Raw genomic sequence first — 20,248 nt, 5'->3', positions numbered from 1 at the left:
ATTGCCAATTCTTACCCGTCCTGCACCTTTTCTCGACTGATCTTCAGCCCGAGCGAGGCGAACTGCTCGAACGGCCGGTGGTAGCCCCGCTCGATGTGGTGCACCCCGCGCAGAGTGGAGGTGCCCTCGGCGGCGGCGGCGGCCAGCACGGCCGAGAACCCGGCCCGGATGTCGGGCAGCGTCACGTCGGCGCCGCTCAGCCTGGACACGCCGCGCACGACCGCCGAGTGCTTGGCGTTGGTGTCGTGGTAACGGCAGGCGGGGCCGCCGAGGCAGACGTCGAACACCTCGATCTCGCAGCCCATCTTCTGCAGTGCGGGCACGTAGACCAGGCGGTTCTCGAACACCGTCTCGTGCAGCACCGACATGCCCTGGGCCTGCGTGAACAGCACCATCAGGGGCGTCTGCCAGTCGGTCATGAACCCCGGGTGCGTGTCGGTCTGCACCGCCGCGGCCCGCAGCCCGTGCGGCGCGGACGCCGACAGGTAGTCGTCGGTGATGTCGACCTCGGCGCCCATCCTGGCCAGGGTGGTGATCGCGGTCACCAGCCGGTCCTGCGGGCAGCCGTGCACCCGCACCTGCCCGCCCGTGATCAGGCCGGCCGCCAGGTAGGAGAACGCCTCGATGCGGTCGCCGTTGAGCCAGGTGGAGGCGCCGTGCAGGCGCTCCACGCCCTCGATCACGATGCGCCGGTCGGGGCTCAGCTCGATGCGGGCGCCCATGCGCTGCAGGAACAGGGCGAGCTCCACCACCTCGGGCTCCATCGCCGCGCCCTTCAGCACGGTCTTGCCCTCGGCCAGCACCGCCGACATCAGGATCGTCTCGGTGGCTCCGACGCTGGGGTAGGGCAGCTCGATCCGGGTGCCGCGCAGCCGCTTGGCCTTGGCGTACACCCCCGTGTCGCTCACCTCGATCTCGGCGCCCATCGCGCGCAGCGCCTCGACGTGGAAGTCGACGGGCCTGCGGCCGATCGGGTCGCCGCCGACCAGCGGCACGAACGCCTCGCCCGCCAGGTGCAGCAGCGGGCCCAGCATGAGGATCGGGATCCTGTTGAGGCCGGTGAACGCCGCGGGGACGTGCGGGTTGATCTGCTGCCCCGGGGCGACGGAGATCTCTCCGGAGCTGATCTCCACGTCGATGCCGAGCGCCCTCAGCATCTGCGCGGTGATCCCCACCTCGCCCACGTCCGGGGCGTTCTGGATCGTGCTCTCACCGGTGCCCAGCATCGCGGCGACCATGTGCTTGGAGACGCCGTTCTTGGAGCCGCGGACCTCGACGTCACCGCGGAGCGGCCCGGAGGGTTCGATCAGCCATACCTCTTCGTTCACACCGCCAGAGTAACGGGATTCGGCCGGAGCCTCGGATGGCGCCGGGCCGAGGGGTATGTAACATCGGGCACATCTGCACAGAGGGTGAGGGAACCATGGTGCGCGGCGTGCGTGATTTTGTGATCACCGTGCTGGTGCTCGCGCTGATCGGGGTCGTCGCCGGGATCCTGTGGTCGCTGGCCGCGCCGCGCCCCCCGTACGTCGTGACGGGCCGGGGGCCGCTGCTGGCCGACCCCTCCACGCAGGCGTTGATCGCCGCCGACGGCTGGTTCGCCGTGATCACCGGCGCGCTCGGGCTGGCCTGCGGGGCCATCGGCTACAGCGTGTCGCGCGGGGGCCGCCCGCTCCCGGTGGTGGTGGGCCTGGCCGCGGGCGGCCTGCTCGGCGCCTACCTGACGCTGGTGGTGGGGGAGGCGGTCAATCTCGGCGCCGTGAGCGTCACCGCCTCGGGGACGTCCGCGTCGCTGATCGCGGGGCCGCTGGGGCTGACCGCCTGGGGCGTGCTGTTCGCGTGGCCGACGCTGGCCGCCGGTCTCTTCTTCGCCCTGGAGGGCATCGCGGGCTACCGCGACTCCCCGCTGCGCCGCCCGTTCGGCGGGAACGACCCCTACGGGCCGCTGTCGTCGTACGACATCAGCGACCGGACCGGCGACCGGTAGGCGGGCGCGGCCCGCGATCCCGGTGGCGGCCGGGCCGGTGGACGCGGCCGGGCGAGCGGTCGGAGTGGTGGCGGGTCAGAGGGGTGGCCTGCGTGAGCCGTGGCCGGTGGCGCGCTCGAACGCGTGGGCCAGCCGCAGCACCGCCATGTCGGCGAAGGGGCGCCCGACGATCTGCACGCCCACCGGCAGCCCGCCGGAGGTGAACCCGCACGGCACCGACGCCGCCGGGGCGTGCAGCACGCTGATCCAGTAGGCGGAGCGCATCCACGCCAGGTAGTCGGGCAGCGCCTCCCCGTTGATCTCCGAGACGTACGGGGCGTCCACCGGGAACGGCGGCACCTGGCTGACCGGTGCGATCAGGAAGTCGTAGGTGTCGAAGAAGGAGCTCATCCGCCGGTAGAGCTCGCTGCGCAGCCGCTCCGCGCGGGCCAGGTCGGCGCCGGTCAGCTCGCAGCCCCGCTCGACGTTCCAGCGCACGTTCGCCCCCAGGCTCTCCCGCGGCAGGTCGCCGAAGGACAGCGCGTAGTACCACGCCCGGTAGATCCGGAAGGAGTCCTCGGCGGCGGACAGGTCGAGATCCACCCGCTCCACCCGCGCGCCCAGCTCCGCGAGCGCGGCCGGGGCGTCCGCGGTGACCTTGGCCGTCTCCGCGTCGACCGGCAGCCCGCCCAGGTCGGGGCTCCAGGCCACGCGCACCCCGGTCAGGTCGAGGTCCAGCGGCCCGGCGAAGGCGGAGCCGCTCTCGGTGATCGACAGGGGGAAGGAGGCGTCGAACCCCGCCACCGCGCTCATCAGCAGCGCCAGGTCCCCCGCGGTGCGGGCCATCGGTCCCGGGACGCCGAGGGTGAACCAGGCCGCGGCGGACGAGGGCGGGGGGACCCGCCCCGGGGTGGGCCGCAGCCCCGCCACGTTGCAGAAGGAGGCCGGGTTGCGCAGCGAGCCGCCCATGTCGGAGCCGTCGGCCAGCGCCACCATGCCTGTCGCCAGCGCCGCCGCCGCCCCGCCGCTGCTGCCCCCCGCCGACCTCGACAGGTCGTACGGGTTGCGGGTGGCACCGAAGATCTCGTTCACGGTGTGCGAGCCGGTGCCGAACTCCGGGGTGTTGGTCTTGCCGACCGTGATCGCCCCGGCCTCGCGCATCCGCCGCACGATCGGTGCGTCGGCGGTGGGGACGTGGTCGGCGAAGATCGGCGAGCCGTACGTGGTGCGGATCCCCGCGGTGTCGGCGAGGTCCTTGTGCGCGACCGGCAGGCCGTGCAGCGGCCCCCGCCACCGGCCGCGGGCCAGGTCCCGGTCGGCCTCCTCGGCCTCCCGCCTGGCACGCTCGGCCACCAGCGTGACGATCGCGTTGACCTTCGGGTTGACCTCCTCGATCCGCCGCAGGTGCGCGTCGAGCAGCTCGACCGCGCCGATCTGCCTGGTACGCAGCAGTTCGATCATCTCGGTGGCGGTCAGGTAGTGCATCTTGCCCCCCATGTCGCCGGTCGGGTACGTCCTGTCGTACCGAGTCTGGCCGAACGCCGTCGCGCGTCGCGTCGGCAACCTTCGACAGGACCCGCCCGGGGGAGCGGGTCCGTCTTGTGGGACCTCGTGAGGCGATCAGTCGGTCTTGCCGATGGGGGCGGTGACGGCCTGGGTGAGCCGTACCAGCTCCGAGGGGGCGGTCTCGATCTGCAGCCCGCGCCGCCCAGCGGAGAAGTAGATCGTCGCGAAGTCGAGCGCGGAGGCGTCGACCACGGTCGGCAGGCGCTTGCGCTGCCCGAGGGGGCTGATGCCGCCGACCACGTAGCCGGTGACCCGCTCGACCTTGGCCGCGTCGGCCATCGCCGCCCGCTTGCTCTTCAGCGCCGCCGCGAACGCCTTGAGGTCGAGCTTGCCCGCCACCGGCACCACCGCGACGGCCAGCCCGCTCTCCACCTCGGCCACGAGGGTTTTGAAGATCTGCCCGTGCGGCACGCCGAGGGCGTCGGCCGCCTCCTCGCCGTAGGCCTGCGCGCCCGCGTCGTGCTCGTAGGGGTGCAGGGTGAAATCCACCTTGGCCTGGGTCAGGGCCACCGTGGCGGGGGTGCCCTGGCCGCCCTTGTTCTTGCTCTTGCTCACGGGGAAAGCGTAGCGGCTGGTTAAAATCTACATAGTAAAGGCGTTGTCCGGATAATGGACGGGACGATATCGGGTGGCGGACCTCCGTAGACTGAACGGGTGATTTCGCGTACCGACCTGCGAGGGCCCCTTCCGGGGAACCTCCGCGACGTGCTGCCCCGTGCCGACCTCGACGTCGAAGCCGCCCTGGAGAAGGTGCGGCCCATCTGCGAGGACGTGCGTCATCGCGGGGTCGCCGCCGTGCGCGAGCTGACCGCCAGGTTCGACGGCGTGGAGCTGGGGGCCACCCGGGTGCCCGCCGAGGAGATCACCGGGGCGCTGGAGAGGCTCGACCCGAAGGTCAGGGCGGCGCTGGAGGAGTCGATCCGCCGCGCCCGCCTCGTCCACCGCGACCAGCGGCGCGCCGACGTCACCACCCAGGTCGTGCCCGGCGGCACCGTCACCGAGCGCTGGGTGCCCGTCGACCGCGTGGGGCTGTACGTCCCCGGCGGCCGGGCGGTCTATCCCTCCAGCGTGGTCATGAACGTCGTTCCCGCCCAGGAGGCGGGGGTGCCCTCCCTGGCGGTCTCCTCGCCCGCGCAGCGCGAGTTCGGCGGGCTGCCGCACCCGGCCATCCTGGCGGCGTGCGCGCTGCTCGGCGTGGACGAGGTCTACGCGGTCGGCGGAGCCCAGGCGGTGGCGATGTTCGCGTACGGCACCGAGGAGTGCCCGCCGGTCACCATGGTCACCGGTCCGGGCAACATCTGGGTGGCCGCGGCCAAGCGCCTGCTCAAGGGCCGCATCGGCATCGACTCCGAGGCCGGTCCCACCGAGATCGCGATCCTCGCCGACTCCACGGCCGACCCGGTGCACGTGGCCGCCGACCTGATCAGCCAGGCCGAGCACGACACGATCGCCGCCGCCGTGCTCGTCACCGACTCGGCGGAGCTGGCCGAGGCCGTCGAGCGGGAGCTGCCCCGCCAGGTCGCCGCGACCAAGCACGCCGAGCGGATCACCGAGGCCCTGTCGGGGCGCCAGTCGGGCATCCTGCTGGTCGACGACATGGAGGCCGGGCTGCGTGTCGTCGACGCGTACGCCGCCGAGCACCTGGAGATCCACGCCGCCGGGGCGCACGCGCTGGCGGCCCGGGTGCGCAACGCCGGGGCGATCTTCGTCGGCTCCTACGCGCCGGTCTCGCTCGGCGACTACATGGCCGGTTCCAACCACGTGCTGCCCACCGGCGGCTGCGCCTGCCACTCCTCGGGGTTGTCGGTGCAGACGTTCCTGCGCGGCATCCACGTCGTCGACTACAGCCGCGAGGCCCTCGCCGGTGCCGCCGCCCACGTGTGCGTGCTGGCCGACACCGAGGACCTCCCGGCGCACGGTGCGGCGATCCGCGCGCGGTTCGACTGGGAGGTGCCCTCGTGAGGGTCTTTCCGCCCGTGCTCATCGGGGGTTCGTGCCCGGTTCGACGGCGAGGTGCCCTCGTGAGGGGCTTTCCGTCCGTGTTCGTCGGGGATGTCCGTGTCCGGTTCGACCGGGGGGTTTCGTCGTGAGGCTTGAAGATCTGCCGATCCGCGACGACCTTCGGGGGCGCACGCCGTACGGTGCTCCCCAGATCGACGTCCCGGTCAGGCTCAACACCAACGAGAACCCCTACGGGCCCTCCGCGTCCCTGGTCGCCGACCTGGCCGAGGCCGTACGCGCCCACGCGGCCGAGCTCAACCGCTACCCCGACCGCGACGCGCTCGCCCTGCGCGGGGAGCTGGCCGCGTACCTCGGCCACGGCCTGGCCGTGGAGCAGGTCTGGGCCGCCAACGGCTCCAACGAGGTGCTCCAGCAGATCCTGCAGGCCTTCGGCGGCCACGGCCGGGTCGCGATGGGCTTCGAGCCTTCTTACTCGATGCACCCGATCATCACCACCGGCGCCTCGACCGAGTGGGTCTCCGGGGCGCGCGAGGACGACTTCGGGATCGACCCGGGCAAGGCCGTGGCCGCGATCGAGGAGCACCGGCCCGACATCGTCTTCCTGACCTCGCCCAACAACCCGACCGGCACCGCCCTGGACCCGGCGGTGATCGCCGGGATCGTCGAGGCGGCGCCGGGCATGGTGGTGGTGGACGAGGCCTACTTCGAGTTCGCCCGCACCGGCACCCCGTCGGCGCTGACCCTGCTGCCGGACAATCCCCGGCTGATCGTCACGCGGACGATGTCCAAGGCGTTCGCCATGGCCGGGACCCGGCTCGGCTACCTGGCCGCCCACCCGGCGGTGATCGAGGCGCTGCTGCTGGTCCGGCTGCCGTACCACCTGTCCACGCTCACCCAGACGGCGGCGCGGGTCGCGCTCGCCCACGGCGCCGAGTTGCTCGGCGCCGTCGACGCGCTGCGGGCCGAGCGGGACGCCACGGTGGAGTGGCTGCGCGGCCGGGGGCTGACGGTCGCCGACTCGGACGCCAACTTCGTGCTGTTCGGGCTCTTCGAGGACAGGCACGCGGTGTGGCGGGGCATGCTGGACCGCGGGGTGCTGATCCGCGAGGTGGGACCGCCCGAGTGGCTGAGAGTTTCGATCGGAACACCTGAGGAGATGGCGGCGTTCCGCGCCGCCCTGGAGGAGATCCTGTGAGCAGCATCACTGGCGGCGCCGACACCGCCGTCGCGGCCGCGCCGCGTCGCGGTCGCGTCGAGCGTGTCACCAAGGAGACCTCGGTGCTGGTCGAGGTCGACCTCGACGGCACCGGGAACGTCGAGGTGTCCACCGGTGTCGGGTTCTTCGACCACATGCTGAACCAGCTCGGCAAGCACGGGCTGTTCGACCTGATCGTGAAGACCGAGGGCGACCTGCACATCGACGCCCACCACACGATCGAGGACACCTCGCTCGCGCTGGGGGCGGCGTTCCGCGAGGCCCTGGGCGACAAGTCGGGCCTGAGGAGGTTCGGCAACGCGTCCTGCCCGCTGGACGAGTCGCTCGCGGAGGTCACGGTCGACCTGTCGGGGCGCCCCTACCTGGTGCACAGCGAGCCCGAGGGCATGGCTCCCATGATCGGCGCGGAGTACGACACGACGATGACCAGGCACATCCTGGAGTCGTTCGTCGCCCAGGCCGCCATCTGCCTGCACGTGCGCGTCCCGTACGGCCGCAACGCCCACCACATCGTGGAGGCGCAGTTCAAGGCCCTGGCCAGGGCGCTGCGGGCGGCCTCGGAGCGCGACCCGCGCGCCACCGGGGTGCCCAGCACGAAGGGCGTGTTGTGATCTTTTCTCGCGTGGGGAGGGGGCGGCGCCGGTGAGCGACAACTGGTCGGCCGTCGCGATGGCCTTCGTGGCCCTCTTCCTCGTCGGCGGGATCGTCTCATTCCTCAAACAGGGTCTGAAGAAGGGCGCGGTGCTGCTCGCCGCCCTCGCGGCCCTGGCGACCACGGCGGCGGTGCTCTGGTGGTGAAGAAGAAGGTGACCGTTCTCGACTACGGCTCGGGCAACCTCCGTTCGGCGGAGCGCGCGCTGGCCCGGGTCGGCGCGGACGTCACGGTGACGTCCGACTACGAGGCGGCGCTGGAGGCCGACGGCCTCGTCGTGCCGGGGGTGGGGGCGTTCGCCGCGTGCATGGCGGGGCTGCGCGCCGTGCGAGGCGAGCGGATCATCGGGCGGCGCCTGTCGGCGGGGCGGCCGGTCCTCGGCATCTGCGTCGGCATGCAGATCCTCTTCGAGACGGGCGTCGAGCACGGCGTCACGACCGAGGGCTGCGGGGAGTGGCCGGGCACGGTGGAGCGCCTGGAGGCCCCGGTCCTGCCTCACATGGGCTGGAACACGGTCAAGGCGCCCGCCGAGTCCGTGCTGTTCGCCGGGCTCGACGCCGACACGCGCTTCTATTTCGTGCACTCGTACGGTGTGCGCTCCTGGGATCTCCAGGCGGGGCCGGGTTTCACCGACCCGCTGGTCACCTGGTCCGAGCACGGTGTGCCGTTCGTCGCGGCGGTGGAGAACGGCCCGCTGGCGGCCACCCAGTTCCACCCGGAGAAGTCGGGCGACGCCGGTGCGCAGCTGCTCACGAACTGGCTCGGGACCGTCACGTGATCTCCCGGGCTTCGGGCGGGTTCTCGGCCGCGACTGCCGGTGGGGCTCTGGCTGGGTTTTCCGGTGGGGTTCCGGTTGGGTTTTCGGCCGTGGCTGCCGGTGGGGGTTCCGGCCGGGTTCGCGGTGAGCGTCCGGTGGGTCCTCGATGAGCAAGGAGCGGGCCAGGCGCAGGGCCGAGCGGGAGGCCGAGCAGGCACGCCAGGCGGCTCTGCGCGCCGAGCGGGAGGCACGGCTGGTGCGGCGGCGCGAGCGGGTCGGCAGGATGGTCGCGCTGCTGCCGGGCAGGCCCGTCCGCATCGTGTCCCAGGGCGGCATCATGGCCCGCCGTCGCCGGGCGCAGAACGGTGTCGCGGCGGTGCTGTTCCTGATCGTCCAGGTGATCGTCTGGTTGCTGTGGTCCTCGTGGGCGGCCCGGTTCGGGGTGCTCGTGCTTTCGTTGCTGTTCGTACCGCTTTTCCTCACCCTTGTCTTCGACCGGAGGTCTTGAACAGATGTCGCTTGAGCTGCTCCCCGCCGTGGACGTCGCCGACGGTCAGGCGGTCCGCCTGGTCCAGGGCGCGGCCGGCACCGAGACGTCGTACGGCGACCCCCTGTCCGCGGCGCTGGCCTGGCAGGAGGCCGGTGCCGAGTGGATCCATCTGGTCGACCTCGACGCGGCCTTCGGCCGGGGCAGCAACCGCGAGCTGCTGGCCACCGTGGTCGGCGCGCTCGACGTCAACGTGGAGATGTCCGGCGGCATCCGCGACGACGCCTCCCTGGAGATCGCGCTGGCCACCGGCTGCCGCCGGGTGAACATCGGCACCGCGGCGCTGGAGAACCCCGCCTGGTGCTCCAAGATCATCGCTGAGTACGGCGACCGGATCGCGATCGGGCTGGATGTGAGGGGGACGACCCTGGCGGCCCGCGGCTGGACGCAGGAGGGCGGTGACCTGTGGGAGGTCCTCGCCCGCCTGGAGGGCGACGGCTGTCCCCGCTACGTCGTCACCGACGTCACCAAGGACGGCACGCTGCGCGGCCCCAACCTCGACCTGCTGCGCGAGGTCTGCTCCCGCACCGACAAGCCGGTGGTCGCCAGCGGTGGCGTCTCGTCCCTGGACGACCTGCGCGCCCTGGCCTCGCTGGTCCCGATCGGCATTGAGGGGGCCATCGTGGGCAAGGCACTGTACGCGCAGGCTTTCACCCTCGAAGACGCCCTTGCCGCCGTGAGTTCGTGAGGGGTTGCAGATGACTGTCGCGGTACGAGTGATTCCCTGTCTGGACGTGGACGCCGGGCGGGTGGTCAAGGGCGTCAACTTCGAGAACCTCCGTGACGCGGGCGACCCGGTCGAGCTGGCCCGCCGCTACGACGCGGAGGGGGCCGACGAGCTGACGTTCCTGGACATCACGGCCTCCAGCTCCGACCGGTCGACGATGTACGACGTGGTCAGCCGGACGGCCGAGCAGGTGTTCATCCCGCTGACCGTGGGCGGGGGAGTGCGCTCGGTCGAGGACGTCGACAGGCTGCTGCGGGCGGGTGCCGACAAGGTGGGCCTGAACACGGCGGCGATCGCCCGGCCCGAGCTGCTGACCGAGGCGTCCCGGCGCTACGGGGCGCAGTGCATCGTGCTGTCGGTGGACGCCCGCCGGGTCGTCGACGGCCCGCCGACGCCGTCCGGCTTCGAGGTGACCACGCACGGCGGTCGCCGGGGCACCGGCATCGACGCGGTGGAGTGGGCCCGGCGGGGCGAGGAGCTCGGGGTCGGTGAGATCCTGCTCAACTCCATGGACGGTGACGGCACGCGCGACGGCTACGACCTGGAGATGATCCGGGCGGTACGGGCCGCGGTGTCGGTTCCGGTCATCGCCAGTGGCGGGGCCGGTTCCGTCGGGGACTTCCCTCCCGCGGTCGAGGCGGGGGCCGACGCGGTGCTGGCGGCGTCGGTGTTCCACTTCGGGCAGCTCAAGATCGGTGACGTCAAGGACGCGCTGCGGGGGGCGGGTCACCCGGTTCGCTGATCCTTTCGTCGTGCTTGTTCTGTTGTACGGCGAAGTGGTCGCGGCGGGCCGTGTGGGTGTGTCCGGGGTTCCTGGGTTTGATGGGACGGGGTTCGTCTGTTCCGGGCCTGGTGGGACGTGCTGCGCGCTGTTCCGGGCCGGTGGGACGTGCTGTGCGTTGTGGTCGGGCGTGGTTCGCGCTCCGGCGGGCCGGTGTTCCGGGCGGCCGTCGTGGTCACCGTCTGGCGATTCCGGCCTTCGGCCTGCTCGGGCGCGCTGGTTGCGGGCTTTTTCAAGCCGCCCGGAACACCGGCCCGCCTCCGCGCACGGCGGTTCCGTCGTACGGGGTGCGGGCCGTAGTCGCTCCGTTTCCGGCCGCCCAGGGTGCGTTCCCGCGCTGAAGCCTCCGTGCCGGGTGGTTTGAGGGAGTATCGCCGTAGCTGAAGCGCCTCTGCGGAAAGGAGCTCAGGGCTGAGCTCTTTGGCGTACAAAATGCCAGTGTGCGTGAATTTGACGGCATAGGGTGACTCCGGTGAACATGATCGGCGGCTACGCGCTCAGACGTGAGCTGGGCCGGGGTGGCATGGGCGTGGTGCACCTCGCCGCGACGCCGACGGGGAGCTTGGCCGCGGTGAAGGTGATCCATCCGCAGCTGGCCCGCGACCCGGCCTTCCGGCGGCGCTTCGACCGCGAGGTGGCGGCGGCGCGCAGGGTGGCCAGGTTCTGCACCGCCCCCGTGCTCGACGCCGGGGTCGAGGACGGCGTCGCCTACCTCGTCACCGAGTACGTCAGAGGGCCCGACCTGGCGCAGGCCGTACGCGAGCAGGGGCCGCTGACCGGTGCCAACCTGGAGGCGCTCGCGGTCGGGATCGCCACCGCGCTCCACGCGATCCACGGGGCCGGGGTGATCCACCGCGACCTGAAACCGTCGAACGTGCTGCTGTCGCCTCTTGGCCCGCGCGTGATCGACTTCGGCATCGCGCAGCTCGTCGACACCCAGAGCCTGGCCAGCCAGGCGATCCTGGGCACGCCCGCCTTCATGGCGCCCGAGCAGGTGCGCGGTGAGCCGCTGACGCCCGCGGCCGACGTCTACGCGTGGGGCGGGGTGATCGCGTTCGCCGGTACGGGGCGGTTGCCGTTCGGTGGTGGCTCGCCGTCCGAGGTCCTCTACCGGATCGTCAACGACGGGCCGAACCTCGAGGGCCTCGACGAGCGTGTGCGCGCCGTCGTCGAGGGGGCCATGGCCAAGGACCCCGCACGGCGGCCGAGCGCACAGCGGCTGCTGGACGAGCTGGTCGGCGGCCGGCCGACCCCGGCGACGGCCAGCCAGGCCGTCGAGCGCGCCTGGGCCGGTGGTGAAGGCGGAGGGCCTGCCCTGCTCAAGGAGCCGGACGTGTTCGGGGAGCCGGGCATGCTCGGAAAATCCGCCGCGCCCAGAGAGCCGGTCATGCTCAGGGGACCGGCCGTGCCCGGGGAGCCGGGTGTGCTCGGGGAATCCGCCGTGCCCGGCGGGTCCGGCGTGGTGACCGCGAGAAGGCGGCGGTGGCCGTGGGGCGCGGGGGCCGCCGTGCTCGTGGCTGTCCTGGCGGGCGGGTGGGCCCTCTACGCCGGTTCCGGCGAGCCCGCGTCGTCCTACCGTGCCGGCTTCGCCGAGTCCTGGGCCGTCGGCGCGTCCAACGGCGGCAGGACCGAGCTGGACGGCGCGGTCTACCTGCTGACCGCCAATCCCGGATGGCGGCTGTGGAAGTCGGCCCCCTTCTCGGAGGGGTCCGCCGGGGGTGTCGTGGTCAGCTCCAGGATGCGTCTGGAGGGGGGTTCCGGGGAGTTCGGCGTGTGGTGTCGCGGCGACGTGGATACCGGTGACCGCTACGAGTTCGCGGTCACGACCTCGGGTGAGGCATCGATCGTCAAGCGGCGCGGCGGGCGGGGCACCGTCCTGCACGGGCCCGTGCGGATGAAAAAGTCGGCCGACAACCGTGTCGTCGCCCAGTGCGCGCAGCGGGGTGAGCGGGTCGTCCTCAGCATGTGGCTCAACGAGGAACCGGTGGGGGAGGCCGCCGACGCCGAGGCCCCCTATGGCCGGGGGGCCACCGGTGTCCACGCGGCGCCGGACACGGCCACGCCCGTCCAGGTCGGGTTCCGCTCGTTCGAGGTCCGCCCGGCGGAGGGGTGAGCGTGCGGTTCGGGGTGCTGGGTGCACTGCGGGTCGTCGAGGGTGGGCGTGACCTGACGCCCGGCCCCGCCAAGCATCGCGCGCTCCTGGCCGCCCTGCTGCTGAGGCCGGGACGGACGCTGACCGTCGGACGGCTGATCGCCGAGGTGTGGGGCGACGAGCCGCCCGCCTCGGCGGAACCGGTGCTGCGGGTGTACGTGAGCGCGCTGCGCAAGGTGGTCGGCGGGATCCGCACCGTGCCCGGTGGCTACCTCCTCGACGTCGATCCCGACCAGGTGGACGCGCACAGGTTCGAGCGCCTGGTGGCCGCGGGCCGGCGGGCCAGGGACGCGGGCAGGACCGCCGAGGCGGCCGGCGAGCTGCGCGCAGCCCTGGCGCTGTGGCGGGGGCCCGCGCTGGCCGGTGTCGACTCGGCCGAACTGCGGCGGGCGTACGCCGTGCCGCTGGAGGAACTGCGGCTGACCGCTCTCGAGGAGCGCGTCGAGCTGGACGTGGCGCTCGGCCGCGGCGCGGAGGTGACGGGGGAGCTGCGCGCGCTCGTGGCCTCGCACCCCCTGCGGGAGCGGGCGTGGGGACAGCTCGTACTGGCGCTCGGCCAGGCGGGACGCAGGTCGGAGGCGTTGGGCGCCTACCGGGAGGCACGGCGGCTGCTCGTCGGCGAGCTCGGCCTTGAGCCCGGTCCCGGGCTGCGGGAGGCGCACGGGCGCGTGCTGGCGGGGAGCGCCCCCGCGCGGGCCGTGCCGAACGAGACGCCGCCCGACGTCGCCGACTTCACCGGGCGCGAGCGCGTGCTGGACTGGATCCGCCGGTCCGTGCCCGTCGCCGGGAGCGCGCCCGTCCACCTGGTGCTGCACGGTCCCGCGGGGACGGGCAAGTCCGCGGTGGCGGTCCACGCGGCCGGCGGGCTCGACTTCCCCGGCGGGCGGCTGCACGCCTCGCTCGGGGCCAGGTCGCCGGGCGCGGTGCTGGAGGACCTGCTGCGCTCGCTCGGCTGCCCGCAGGGGGCGGTGCCCGCCGACCCGGCCGAGCGGACGCGCCTCTACCGCAGCATGGTGAGCGGGCGGCGGCTGCTGGTGGTGCTGGACGACGCGGCCGGTGAGGCTCAGGTGCGCCCGCTGCTGCCCGCAGGGCCCGGCTGCCTGACGCTGGTGACCAGCCGCTCGCCGCTGTCGGGCCTGGAGGCGGCGCGAGCCTTCGAGCTCGGCGTGTTCGACACGGACGAGTCCGTGGAGATGCTGGCGCGGGTGGTGGGAGAGCGGCGGGTGCGGGCCGAGCCGCGGGCGGCCGCGCGGATCGCGGTGTTGTGCGGCGGGCTGCCGCTGGCGCTCAGGATCGCCGGGTCCAGGCTCGCGCGGCGGCCGAGTTGGACGCTGGAGCACCTGGCGGGACGCCTTGAGGACGAGCGTGGCCGCCTCGACGAGCTCAGCGCGGGAGATCTGGCCGTGCGCGGCAGCCTGGCGCTTGGCTACCGCGCGCTCTCGGAACGCGAACGCCTGCTGCTGCGCCGTCTCGGCGCGCTGTCCGCGCCCCACGTCGCGCCGTGGGCGGCCGCCGCCGTTCTCGGGGCGCCCGCCGACCGGCTGCTGGAGACGCTGGCCGAGGCCGGTCTGCTGCGGGCGCGCGGGCTCGACGCGAGCGGTCAGGAGAGGTACGACTGGCATGACCTGACCAGGCTCTACGCGGCCGAGCGTCTGGCCGAAGAGGAGGGGCCGCCCGCCCGGGTCCTCGCCGCGGCCACCGGGGAGATCCTCGACCGTGCCCGGCGGGCCAGGGCGCTGCTCCTGCCCGCCGAGCCGGGTTCCGGCCAGACCGTGGCCCGTACGGCGGAGCAGGCCGCAGACCTGGGCACCGCGCGGCTGCGGGAGTCGGCCCGCTGGCTGGCCGCCGAGCGGGGCTTTCTGGTCGCGGCCGTCGCCGATCTCCAGCGGGCCGGCCTGGACGAGGCGACCTGGCGGCTGGCCTTCTACCTGACCCCGTTCCTCGAACTGGGCGCGCACCGCGAGGACTGGCGCGCGGTCGTGGAACTCGGCCTGCGGGCCGCGCGGCGCACGGGCCACCGCCACGGTGAGGCGCTGCTGCTGCGCTCTCTGGCCGACCTGCGTCGTACGGAGGGCCGTCTGGAGGAGGCCGCCGACGCCCTCGGGCGGGCGCTTCCGCTCGCCGAGGCGCGTGAGGTGGCCCGTACCCGGCACCGGCTCGGCCTGGTGCGCCTCGCCCAGGGACGGCGGCCGGAGGCGGAGGCCTGCTTCGTGGCCTGCCTGGCCGCGTTCTCGGCGGCGGGAGACCGGCGCGGCAGGGCCGACGCGCTGCGTGCCCTCGGCGAGTCGCGGCAGGCGGAGGACCTGCTGCACGAAAGCCTCGCGACCTACCGAGAGCTGGGCGATCCGCGCGGCGAGGCGGCCGTCTCGCTCGACCTCGCCGGGCTCTACCTGGACCGGCGGCGCCCCTCCGAGGCGCGTGAGCGGGCCGAACGCGGTCTCGGCCTGGTCAGGCGTCTGGGGGACCGGCTCCCCGAGGCCGCGGGACTGATGCTCCTGGCCAGGGTGGCCCTGGCGGAGGGCCGGCCCGACGCCGCTCGCGGGGCCGCGGAGGAGGCGCTGGGGACGTTCCGCGAGTACTCGGACCGCCTGGGTGCCGGGCGGGCGCTGCTGACCCTGGCGGCGGCCCTTCTGGACCTCGATGAGGTGGATGAGGCTGTTGATGCTGTATCGGGCGCTGTGGGAGAGTTTGACGCTCTCGGCGACCGGCACGGTCTCGCCGAGGCCGAAGAGCTCGCCCGTGAGGCGTCGCGGCGCCGTGGCCTGCGCGTATAGCGCGCTATGCGGCTTCTGAAGGTGGCCCGTCTACGGTCGGGCTCGATGCGATCCACAACGGGCGGAGGCGGGACGGGATGAGAAGAGGGACCACACCGGTGGCGGTCGTGGCGGTGATGGCCGCCATGCTGAGCGGCTGCGGGATGCTTCCCGGGCAGCAGGGGGGCGGTGGGGAGGAGAGACAGCCGGTCTCGCAGGAGGAGCGGGCGACGGGCACGGCGGACGCCGTGGACACGGCGGATGCCACGGACGCCACGGACGCCACGGAGGCCACGGATGCCGCGAACGCCGCGGACGCCACGGGGGCCACGGGGGCCACGGAAACCGGTGATCCCGCCGAGCGGGAGAAGGTGATCGCCCGCAGGGAGGTCAAGGCGAGTGGCGCCGACCTGACCGTGGAGATCACCGGTCTCAGGCGCCAGGGCCGGTTGTCCACGCTGACCTGGACGGTCACCAACGACGGCGAGGACCGGTGGCAGATGAACAGCGACATGGGCGACACCCCGGGCGGTCTCGGCCTGACCGTGGCCGGGATCAGCCTGGTCGACCCGGTCAACGGCAAGCGGTACGTCGTCGCGCGCACCGGGAAGTATCCCCGGGCCAAGTGCCTGTGCTCCGACTACGACGTGTTCACCGAGGCCGGCGAGGTGCTGTCCCTGCACGCCACGTTCGCCGCTCCGCCGCCGGACGTCACGAAGATCAATGTGGACCTCAAGGTGCTGGGTGTGTTCGGCGATGTCCCGATCTCCTGAGCGCCTCACGATCCTGGTACTCGGGCTCGCGCTGGTCGCGGGCCCCGCGACGGTCGCGTGGGCGGATCCCGGCGACGACGCCACCGCCGGGGTGGAGGACGTCGTCGCCCCCGTCGAGGACGTCGTCGCCGAGGTGGAGTCCCTCGACGGCGCCGAGAGCGAGTCGCGACGAGGTGAGCAGGTCACCGTGGCGCTCGCCGGCGACGTGCTGTTCGCGCTCGACAGGGCCGTGCTGACCCCGCGGGCGCGGCAGCGGCTGGGGCGGGTCGCCGCGAGGGTCCGGGCGGACTCCGCGGGCGGGACGGTCGGGATCGGGGGGCACACCGACGACCAGGGTGACGACGCCTACAACGCCGCGCTGTCGCTCAGGCGGGCGCGGGCCGTGTGGCGGGCCCTTCAGGGGTCGCTGACGGGCGTGACCTTCCAGGTCGAGGGCTTCGGCGAGAGGCGGCCCCGGGTGCCCAACGTCGTCCAGGGGCGGCCCCTGGAGGAGAACCGGGCGAAGAACCGGAGAGTGGAGATCGTCTTCACCGCCAGAGGGTGATCCCCGGGGCCCCGCCCGGCCGGCACCGGCTCTCCCGGGCGGCGGTGCCCCGCCGCACCGGCCACTCGCCCCCAGATCATGAAATGTCTAATTTATGACTTTATGGGTGTTAAGTGCGGTGGGTGTGATGGGAAGGGGGAATCCTGAATTCAGGGGTCGGAGGACGCCGTGGCGCATGTCTGGGCGAGGCGGGAGGACGCGCGGCTGCTCACCGGTCGCGGCCGGTACGTCGCCGACATCGTGGTGCCGGGCTGCCTGGACGCCGCGTTCGTACGGAGCACCGTCGCGCACGGTCACCTGCGCGAGGTGGACTGCGCTCCCGCCAGGCTGGTTCCCGGGGTGCGGGGCGCCTGGTCGGCCTCCGACCTGCCGGGCCTGCCCCCGGTTCCGTTCACGGTCCTGGCGGGGCTGTCGGCGCGGGACGCGGTGGCCGGGCACGAGTGGCCTTCCCTGGTCGCCGACCGGGTCCGCTACGCCGGTGAGGCGGTCGCCGTCGTCGTCGGAGACGACCGCTACCGCGCCGAGGACGGTGTGGCCGAGGTCGTCGCCCGGATAGACCCGCTCCCGCCGATGGTGTCGGCCGCCGAGGCGCTGGAGGGCCCGGTCTCCCTGTTCGACGGGCTGGGGAACGTGGCGCTGGAACGGTCGGCGGGGGCCCCGATCGACGAGGCCGTCTGGCGCGGCGCGGCGGTCGTGGTCGAGGCGCGGTACCGCCAGCAGTTGCTGCTGCCCTCGCCCATGGAGTGCCGGGCGTTCCTCGCCGTCCCCGAGGGGGACAGGCTGACCGTGTGGTGCTCCCACCAGGCGCCGCACCGGCTCCGCCGCGAGCTGGCCGAGGCGCTGGACCGGCCGGTGAGACGGATCCGGGTGGTGACCCCCGACAGCGGCGGCGCGTTCGGGTCCAAGAGCGCGACCTTCCCGGAGTACGTCACCGTCGCCTTCCTGGCCGTGGCGACGGGCCTGCCGATCCGGTGGATCGAGGACCGCGCCGAGTCGCTGCTGGCCGCGACCCGGGGCCGGGGGCAGGACCAGCGGGTCCGGCTGGCCGCCGACGCCGAGGGGCACCTGCTGGCGTACGAGCTGAGGATCGACGCCGACGTGGGGGCCTATCCGCACATCGGGGCGGGACTCCCGATGCAGACCGCCCGGATGTCCACCGGCGTCTACACCACGCCCCTGGGGCACGCCACCCTCCGCTCGGTGCTGACCACCACGACGCCGACGTACCCCTACCGCGGAGCCGGACGGCCGGAGGCGACGTTCGCGCTGGAGAGGTCGATGGACGTGCTGGCCCAGCGGCTGGGCATGGACCCGGCGGAGCTGCGGCGCCGCAATCTCATCCCGCCCGAGCGCTTCCCGTACGAGACCCCCACCGGGCGGCTCTACGACAGCGGGAACTACGCGGCGGCGCTCGACCTGGCGCTGGAGACCCTGGACTACGACGGGTGGCGCGCCGAGCGGGCCCGGCGCCGGGCGGATCCGGCCGCCAGGCCCCTCGGCATCGGGCTGTCCTGCTACGTGGAACGCTCGGGGGGCGAGAAGGGCGGCCTCCACGAGTTCGGCAGCGTCGAGGCGTGCCCGGACGGCACGGTGGTCGCCCGCTGCGGCACCGCCTCCACCGGGCAGGGCCACGAGACGACCTTCGCCTCGCTGGTGGCCGCCACCCTCGGCCTGGACGCGTCGCGGGTCCGGTTCCTGGAGGGGGACACCGACGAGCTGGCCGACGGCGTGGGCTCGTACGCCAGCCGCTCGGCGCAGGTGGGCGGTCCGGTCCTGCGGCGCGCGGCCACCACGCTGATCGACCGGGCCAGGGAGCGGGCCGCGCGGCTGTGGCGGCTGCCGGTCGGCGAGGTCGTCTGGTCGGGAGGCGTGCTGCTCTACCGCCGGGACGGGGCCGTCACCCTGGACCTCGGCGAGCTGGTCGCGGCCACCGGGCCGCTCCGAGTGGACGACCGGTTCGAGACGGACATGGCGTTCCCGTTCGGCACCCACGCCGCCGTCGTCGAGGTCGACCCGGATCTGGGCACCGTACGGATACTGCGGCTGGTCGGGGTGGACGACTGCGGGACGATACTCGATCCGGCGGCGGTCGCCGGGCAGGCCAGGGGGTCGATCGCGCAGGGGATCGGCCAAGCGCTGTACGAGGGGGTGCCCTATGACGAGGCCGGGGTGCCGCTGCTGCCCAACGGGCTGCTGGACTACCTGCTGCCGACGTTCACGGAGATGCCGCCCGTGGAGGTGAGGGAGACCGTCACGCCGACGCCGTGGACGGAGCTGGGTGCCAAGGGTGCCGGGGAGTCCGGATGTATCGGCACCCCTGCGGCCATCGTCAACGCGGTGGCCGACGCGCTGGGGGTCACCGACCCGGACCTGCTGCGGATGCCGCTCACCCCGGACGTGGTCTGGCGGGCCGCCCGCGCCTCGGGGACGGGCTCGTCTCCGGGAGCGGGGGCCGTTTCTGCGGGCTCCCTTCCGGGAGCGGGGGCCGATTCCGAGGCGGGGGAGGACCTGTGAAGCCCGCCGCCTTCGGCTACCTCGCGCCGGGGACCGTGGACGAGGCGGTGGCCGCGCTCGCCGGCGCCGGGGGGCGGGCGTCGGTACTCGCCGGTGGCCAGAGCCTGATCCTTGAGATGCACTACCGGCGCTCCCGTCCCGGCCTGGTGGTGGACATCAACGGTGTGCGCGGTCTCGACCGGCTGTGGGTGGACGGCGGCGCCCTGCACGCCGGGGCGCTGGTCCGGCACCGTGTCTTCGAGTCGCCCCAGGTCGCGCCGGGGCCGCTCGGCCGGTTGCTCTCCCTCGTCGTCGTCAACATCGCGCACCCGCCGATTCGCGCCCTCGGCACCATGGCGGGCAGCGTGGCCTGGGCGCACCCCGCCGCGGAATGGTGCGCGGTCGCCGTCGCCCTGGACGCCGGCGTCGAGTTGCGGGGGCCCGGCGGTACGCGTGTGGTCGGGGCCGGAGACTACTTCCACGGTCACCACCGGACCGCGCGCCTCCCGGAGGAGATGATCACCGCCGTACGGCTCCCCCTGCTCGGTGACGCCACCGGGGTCGCCTTCGCCGAACACCGGCGGACGCACGCCAGCTTCGCCCAGATCGCCGTGGTGGTGACCCTGGCCGTGCTCGACGGCGTGATCGCCGAGGCCCGCGTCGGGCTCGCCAACGCCGCCGACCGGCCGGTGCGGGCACACGCCGCCGAGCGGTCGCTGGTCGGCTCGTCGCCGCGTGACGACCGTCTGTTCGACCGAGCCGGGCGGCTCGCCGCCGAGCGCGACGCCGATCCCCTCGCCCGGCCGTACGCCGACGTCGAGTACCAGCGGCAGGTCATCGCCGTCCTCGTCGGCCGGGCGCTGCGCCAGGCGTACGCCGACCACGGGGGAGCTCGCCGATGAACATCACGCTCACCGTCAACGGCCAGGTGTACGACCTGGACGTGGAACCCCGTCGCGTCCTCGGCGACGTGCTGCGCGAGGACTGCGGCCTGACCGGCACGCACCTGGGCTGCGAGCAGGGCGTGTGCGGCGCGTGCACGGTCGTGGTGGACGGCGCTGCGGTGCGGTCGTGCCTCATGCTGGCCGTGCAGTGCGACGGGCGCTCGGTGGAGGGTCTCGCGGGCCCCGACGGCGAGCCGCACCCGCTCCAGGCGGCCTTCTCCGCCGAGCACGCGCTGCAGTGCGGCTTCTGCACTCCGGGCTTCCTCATGCTCGCCGCCGCCGCGCTGGAGTCCGACCCCGCGATCGCCGCCGACCCGGAGCGGCTACGGGAGCTGCTGACGTCCAACCTGTGCCGGTGCACCGGCTACGAACCCATCCGGCGCGCGATCACGCGTGCCGCGGTGAGGCCGTAGCG

Annotated in this window: 19 protein-coding genes; 16 read left to right on the top strand and 3 right to left on the bottom strand. The window is 73.5% G+C overall.

Annotation, left to right across the window (positions count from 1 at the left end; translation table 11 throughout):
* Nucleotides 1-11: 11 nt before the first annotated feature.
* Nucleotides 12-1,328, bottom strand: coding sequence for a UDP-N-acetylglucosamine 1-carboxyvinyltransferase (gene murA / locus ACSDR0_RS31745; RefSeq protein ID WP_435292586.1), 1,317 nt, complete (start codon nucleotides 1,326-1,328; stop codon nucleotides 12-14).
* 107 nt (nucleotides 1,329-1,435) lie between these two features.
* Between murA and ACSDR0_RS31740 the strand changes: the two genes are divergently transcribed.
* The gene (locus tag ACSDR0_RS31740; protein ID WP_435292585.1) at nucleotides 1,436-1,987 is read left to right on the top strand and encodes a hypothetical protein; all 552 of its coding nucleotides are present in this window, start codon (nucleotides 1,436-1,438) and stop codon (nucleotides 1,985-1,987) included.
* Nucleotides 1,988-2,062: 75 nt separating this feature from the next.
* On the opposite strand, the gene ACSDR0_RS31735 is transcribed toward ACSDR0_RS31740, so the two are convergent.
* Together ACSDR0_RS31735 and ybaK are read right to left on the bottom strand one after the other, a co-directional pair.
* Nucleotides 2,063-3,529 carry an amidase gene (locus ACSDR0_RS31735; RefSeq protein WP_435292584.1) on the bottom strand — a complete coding sequence of 489 codons (1,467 nt, stop codon included), beginning with the start codon at nucleotides 3,527-3,529 and terminating at the stop codon, nucleotides 2,063-2,065.
* A 57-nt stretch (nucleotides 3,530-3,586) separates the two neighbouring features.
* Nucleotides 3,587-4,087, bottom strand: a complete 501-nt coding sequence (gene ybaK / locus ACSDR0_RS31730; protein WP_435292583.1) for a Cys-tRNA(Pro) deacylase — start codon at nucleotides 4,085-4,087, stop codon at nucleotides 3,587-3,589.
* Nucleotides 4,088-4,186: 99 nt separating this feature from the next.
* On the opposite strand from ybaK, the gene hisD reads away from it, so the two are divergent.
* From hisD to ACSDR0_RS31655, 15 genes are all read left to right on the top strand, one after another.
* Nucleotides 4,187-5,494 (top strand): histidinol dehydrogenase, encoded by a 1,308-nt coding sequence (gene hisD, locus ACSDR0_RS31725; RefSeq protein ID WP_435292582.1) that lies wholly within the window; start codon nucleotides 4,187-4,189, stop codon nucleotides 5,492-5,494.
* A 124-nt stretch (nucleotides 5,495-5,618) separates the two neighbouring features.
* Nucleotides 5,619-6,689 (top strand): histidinol-phosphate transaminase, encoded by a 1,071-nt coding sequence (locus ACSDR0_RS31720; protein ID WP_435292581.1) that lies wholly within the window; start codon nucleotides 5,619-5,621, stop codon nucleotides 6,687-6,689.
* Between the two features lie 5 nt (nucleotides 6,690-6,694).
* The gene (gene hisB / locus ACSDR0_RS31715; protein ID WP_435292599.1) at nucleotides 6,695-7,321 is read left to right on the top strand and encodes an imidazoleglycerol-phosphate dehydratase HisB; all 627 of its coding nucleotides are present in this window, start codon (nucleotides 6,695-6,697) and stop codon (nucleotides 7,319-7,321) included.
* A 31-nt stretch (nucleotides 7,322-7,352) separates the two neighbouring features.
* A complete protein-coding gene (locus ACSDR0_RS31710; RefSeq protein WP_435292580.1) occupies nucleotides 7,353-7,508 on the top strand; it encodes a hypothetical protein in 156 nt (51 codons plus the stop codon).
* Nucleotides 7,505-8,140 (top strand): imidazole glycerol phosphate synthase subunit HisH, encoded by a 636-nt coding sequence (gene hisH, locus ACSDR0_RS31705; protein WP_435292598.1) that lies wholly within the window; start codon nucleotides 7,505-7,507, stop codon nucleotides 8,138-8,140. The genes ACSDR0_RS31710 and hisH overlap by 4 nt, the downstream gene beginning before the upstream one ends.
* A gap of 145 nt (nucleotides 8,141-8,285) precedes the next feature.
* Nucleotides 8,286-8,627, top strand: coding sequence for a hypothetical protein (locus ACSDR0_RS31700; protein ID WP_435292579.1), 342 nt, complete (start codon nucleotides 8,286-8,288; stop codon nucleotides 8,625-8,627).
* A gap of 4 nt (nucleotides 8,628-8,631) precedes the next feature.
* Nucleotides 8,632-9,354 (top strand): bifunctional 1-(5-phosphoribosyl)-5-((5-phosphoribosylamino)methylideneamino)imidazole-4-carboxamide isomerase/phosphoribosylanthranilate isomerase PriA, encoded by a 723-nt coding sequence (priA, locus tag ACSDR0_RS31695; RefSeq protein ID WP_435292578.1) that lies wholly within the window; start codon nucleotides 8,632-8,634, stop codon nucleotides 9,352-9,354.
* Nucleotides 9,355-9,364: 10 nt separating this feature from the next.
* On the top strand, nucleotides 9,365-10,135 hold the full coding sequence (gene hisF / locus ACSDR0_RS31690) for an imidazole glycerol phosphate synthase subunit HisF (RefSeq protein ID WP_344916184.1): 771 nt from the start codon (nucleotides 9,365-9,367) through the stop codon (nucleotides 10,133-10,135).
* A gap of 517 nt (nucleotides 10,136-10,652) precedes the next feature.
* Entirely contained in the window at nucleotides 10,653-12,287 is a 1,635-nt protein-coding gene (locus ACSDR0_RS31685; protein WP_435292597.1) for a protein kinase domain-containing protein, read from the top strand.
* On the top strand, nucleotides 12,284-15,100 hold the full coding sequence (locus tag ACSDR0_RS31680) for a BTAD domain-containing putative transcriptional regulator (protein WP_435292577.1): 2,817 nt from the start codon (nucleotides 12,284-12,286) through the stop codon (nucleotides 15,098-15,100). The genes ACSDR0_RS31685 and ACSDR0_RS31680 overlap by 4 nt, the downstream gene beginning before the upstream one ends.
* Nucleotides 15,101-15,177: 77 nt before the next feature.
* Nucleotides 15,178-15,852, top strand: a complete 675-nt coding sequence (locus ACSDR0_RS31675) for a hypothetical protein (protein ID WP_435292576.1) — start codon at nucleotides 15,178-15,180, stop codon at nucleotides 15,850-15,852.
* Entirely contained in the window at nucleotides 15,836-16,396 is a 561-nt protein-coding gene (locus ACSDR0_RS31670; RefSeq protein ID WP_435292575.1) for an OmpA family protein, read from the top strand. Before ACSDR0_RS31675 ends, ACSDR0_RS31670 begins: the two co-directional genes overlap by 17 nt.
* A gap of 168 nt (nucleotides 16,397-16,564) precedes the next feature.
* Entirely contained in the window at nucleotides 16,565-18,910 is a 2,346-nt protein-coding gene (locus ACSDR0_RS31665) for a xanthine dehydrogenase family protein molybdopterin-binding subunit (RefSeq protein ID WP_435292574.1), read from the top strand.
* Nucleotides 18,907-19,791, top strand: a complete 885-nt coding sequence (locus ACSDR0_RS31660) for an FAD binding domain-containing protein (protein WP_435292573.1) — start codon at nucleotides 18,907-18,909, stop codon at nucleotides 19,789-19,791. The genes ACSDR0_RS31665 and ACSDR0_RS31660 overlap by 4 nt, the downstream gene beginning before the upstream one ends.
* Nucleotides 19,788-20,246, top strand: a complete 459-nt coding sequence (locus ACSDR0_RS31655) for a (2Fe-2S)-binding protein (RefSeq protein ID WP_435292572.1) — start codon at nucleotides 19,788-19,790, stop codon at nucleotides 20,244-20,246. The genes ACSDR0_RS31660 and ACSDR0_RS31655 overlap by 4 nt, the downstream gene beginning before the upstream one ends.
* The last annotated feature ends 2 nt before the right edge of the window (nucleotides 20,247-20,248 follow it).

The organism is Streptosporangium sp. G11 (genome assembly GCF_051192615.1).
Lineage (GTDB): Bacteria > Actinomycetota > Actinomycetes > Streptosporangiales > Streptosporangiaceae > Streptosporangium.
The sequence above is the reverse complement of the archived record's forward strand: the minus strand, read 5'-3'. Positions and strand labels throughout refer to the sequence as shown.

Excerpts from the sequence above, each read along its gene's own strand:
- ACSDR0_RS31655 (WP_435292572.1), top strand. The coding sequence starts at position 19,788 with ATGAACATCACGCTCACCGTCAACGGCCAGGTGTACGACCTGGACGTG.
- ACSDR0_RS31700 (WP_435292579.1), top strand. The coding sequence starts at position 8,286 with ATGAGCAAGGAGCGGGCCAGGCGCAGGGCCGAGCGGGAGGCCGAGCAG.
- hisF (WP_344916184.1), top strand. The coding sequence starts at position 9,365 with ATGACTGTCGCGGTACGAGTGATTCCCTGTCTGGACGTGGACGCCGGG.
- ACSDR0_RS31675 (WP_435292576.1), top strand. The coding sequence starts at position 15,178 with ATGAGAAGAGGGACCACACCGGTGGCGGTCGTGGCGGTGATGGCCGCC.
- ACSDR0_RS31670 (WP_435292575.1), top strand. The coding sequence starts at position 15,836 with ATGTCCCGATCTCCTGAGCGCCTCACGATCCTGGTACTCGGGCTCGCG.
- priA (WP_435292578.1), top strand. The coding sequence starts at position 8,632 with ATGTCGCTTGAGCTGCTCCCCGCCGTGGACGTCGCCGACGGTCAGGCG.
- ACSDR0_RS31685 (WP_435292597.1), top strand. The coding sequence starts at position 10,653 with ATGATCGGCGGCTACGCGCTCAGACGTGAGCTGGGCCGGGGTGGCATG.